Source organism: Streptomyces sp. NPDC059851, from assembly GCF_042732005.1.
Classification (GTDB): Bacteria; Actinomycetota; Actinomycetes; order Streptomycetales; family Streptomycetaceae; genus Streptomyces.
In genome coordinates, this window is the sequence record NZ_JBHWJJ010000281.1 from 1 (window position 1) to 2,529 (window position 2,529).

Genomic DNA, 2,529 nt, shown 5'->3' on the forward strand with positions numbered 1-2,529 from the left:
GGGGCAGTCCGCCCTCGTTTTTTATGGGGTCCTTACAGTGCATCCGTATTCGGCGTATTCGGGGTGTTGGGGGTGTTGGGCGTATTCGGAGTCGTGGACGAGTTCGGGGTGTTCGGCGTATTGGGCGTGTTCGGTGTGTTGGGCGTGTTCGGGGTGCCGAGGGTGTTCGGGGTGTTCGGCGTGTTGGGCGTGTTCGGAGTGTTGGGGGTGTTCCCGCCGCCCGGAGTGTTCGGGGTGTTCGGCGTGTTCGGAGTGTTGGGCGTACCCGCGTCGTCCGTGGCGTAAGGGACGTACGGGGCGTACGGCGCGTACGGGGCGTATGGGATGTAGTGCGTGGTCGAGGCAATGCTTCCCGCCGCCTTGACCTGCCGCTTCGTGTGGGTCGTCGCCTGCGGGAGCTGCGCCGCCTTCGGCAGTGCGATCCGCGGGAGCTGTGGCAGTTGCGGGAGCCGTGGTAGCTGGGGGAGCTGGGGCAGCTGGGCGACCCTCGGCGCGGCCGGCGTCGGCGGCGTGCCGCCTGTAGCGGCTGCGTAGGCGCTTCCCGCGCCCAGGGCGGCCAGACTTCCCGCCGCCACTGCGGCCATCACGACTTGCTGGAGCTTGAGCATGAATACTTACCCTTCGTGCATCGCTTCGCGCACATCCGACTACCCAGTGCAAGTAGACGATCGCCCAAAGTACACAGGACAACAGATCGGCTTCTGTCGGTGGGAACGCGTCGTCGCTCCATCACCCGTTCGTCCCGCCGAGACGCACCGGGCCGGGCGTAAGCGCATGCGGGAGCGGCCCTTCGATGACGTGACCCCACTCCAGTCGAACCGGGGAGCGGGAACTGGGCCGGACCGCGGACCGCAAGCCATGCGCAGCAGGCGCCGCGCATGCCAACGGTGAAGGCGTACCAGAGGAACCGGTCCTCCGGCCCGAGGTCGCGGTGCAGGACCCCAGACCGTGGGCCCGCTGGCGCTCCAGTCGATGAGCACGGCTTCGTAGGGGGTGATGTCGCAGGGGTCTGTCGCGCCTGACCGGCGGTGACGGGGTGGTGCGCGGGGAGCACGGTCGGACCATTCGTCGGCGACGCCTGCCGATGCAGCCGTCGGGTGCCGCAATCAACCGCCTGCCGCATTCGACCGCCGGGATGATGCGACCGGTGAGGTGCGTGTGAGCTGTGTAGGAGGAGTCCCCAGCATCGGCGAACGTGATTCCGGCGCAGTCCAGGACCGTCTTGTGGATGGTGCGTCGTGCGATCGCTCCCGAGGTGCAGGCGATCTCCTGAGCGGCGGTGGGCCGCATGGCGCCGTCACGGGGCGACGGGAATGCCCTGTGGAGGGGGTGGGGCCATGGAGGCGGGTGGTCCGGGCGGGGCTGCTGCCTCCGGGTTGCACTGCGACGGGGCAGCAGGAGAACGACTCGCGCCCTCGGGCGGAGACGAGGCGGCTTCCCGCATTCGACCGCGGGGCGTATACCGGTTCGTTCGCCAGGGTCGGCCGGCTGCCCCAGGACAACCACCGGCGCAGGACGTGGAGCAGCCGGGAGCGACTTCGACGACACGAGCACTACGGACCGGAGCCGACCGCAGGCTGTGGCAGAAACGGCTCGGGAGAAGGCGGGAGGAGGAGCCGCCCTGGTGGAGGAGAAGCTTCGCGGGTCACGGCACTGGCGGTGAGCAAGTGAGCGCGGTGGTGGGCGAATCGAAGGACCAGGCGCGTGACCTCGTGGGGAGCTACGCGATCAGGGTCGAGGCCGGGCGGAGACGCAGACCCGACACGTCACGGAGAAGGTGCGCCGTCTGGCGGGCGGGCTCCACGACATGGTCGAGGCCGGCACGTCCGACTGTGGCTGCGTGCTGGGCGCCGAGGTTGGTCGACGGCGGTCACCGGGTCGCCGGCGGGTTGGAGAGCCGCGGTCCCGATGGGTTGGACTCGGACCTGCGGACTTCGCCCGGCGGCGGCCGGGTTGCCCAGCCGGTGTCCCGCGCGCACGCCGGACGTGTGGAAGCCCGCCGGCGTTCGAGCGCGCTGAGAGGGGTAGGAGCGCGGCAGGTGGCCGCCGGTCTCACCGGAACAAGACGCCGGTCTCATCGGAACAAGAGCAGCCGCTCAAGGGCGTCCAGCAGCAGAGGGTCGGCTCCCCGGAATACGAGGAGGCATGGTTGACCGCCCAGGAAGCCGGCCACGAGGCCACGCTGGCACTGATCGACAAGCAGATCGACCAGGGGGTGACGGCCATCGCCGCGAACCACGTCCGAGCCTCCGGTGGCGTGGGCACCCTCGGAGTGCCCGCGCTCTCCCTGAGTCGCCCGGGAACCTGAGCCCGCCCGGCCTCGCACTGCCGGGGCCGTCACCCGGAGCGGCCGGGGCGGCTTCCGTCCCGCTCGGTCCGGCTCGGTCGGCAGGGGGACTTGTGATGGGCGGGTTCAAGCCACGCTTCCGTCACCTGATCGGCTCAGCAGGACCTAGTAGTGCTTTGTTAGCTGGTCTTGTCACGGTTGGTGTTCGGTAGTTCGCTGCTTGTATGAGGGCGGGTGAGCTT

2 protein-coding genes are annotated in these 2,529 nt (G+C 69.5%); one reads left to right on the forward strand and one right to left on the reverse strand.

What is annotated here, in order from left to right; genetic code table 11:
- Positions 1-32: 32 nt before the first annotated feature.
- A complete protein-coding gene (locus ACFV7Q_RS38705; RefSeq protein WP_385435646.1) occupies positions 33-608 on the reverse strand; it encodes a hypothetical protein in 576 nt (191 codons plus the stop codon).
- A 1,541-nt stretch (positions 609-2,149) separates the two neighbouring features.
- On the opposite strand from ACFV7Q_RS38705, the gene ACFV7Q_RS38710 reads away from it, so the two are divergent.
- Positions 2,150-2,308 carry a hypothetical protein gene (locus tag ACFV7Q_RS38710; RefSeq protein ID WP_385435647.1) on the forward strand — a complete coding sequence of 53 codons (159 nt, stop codon included), beginning with the start codon at positions 2,150-2,152 and terminating at the stop codon, positions 2,306-2,308.
- The last annotated feature ends 221 nt before the right edge of the window (positions 2,309-2,529 follow it).

Coding starts and splice junctions, on each gene's coding strand:
- ACFV7Q_RS38705 (WP_385435646.1), bottom strand. CDS start 608: ATGCTCAAGCTCCAGCAAGTCGTGATGGCCGCAGTGGCGGCGGGAAGT.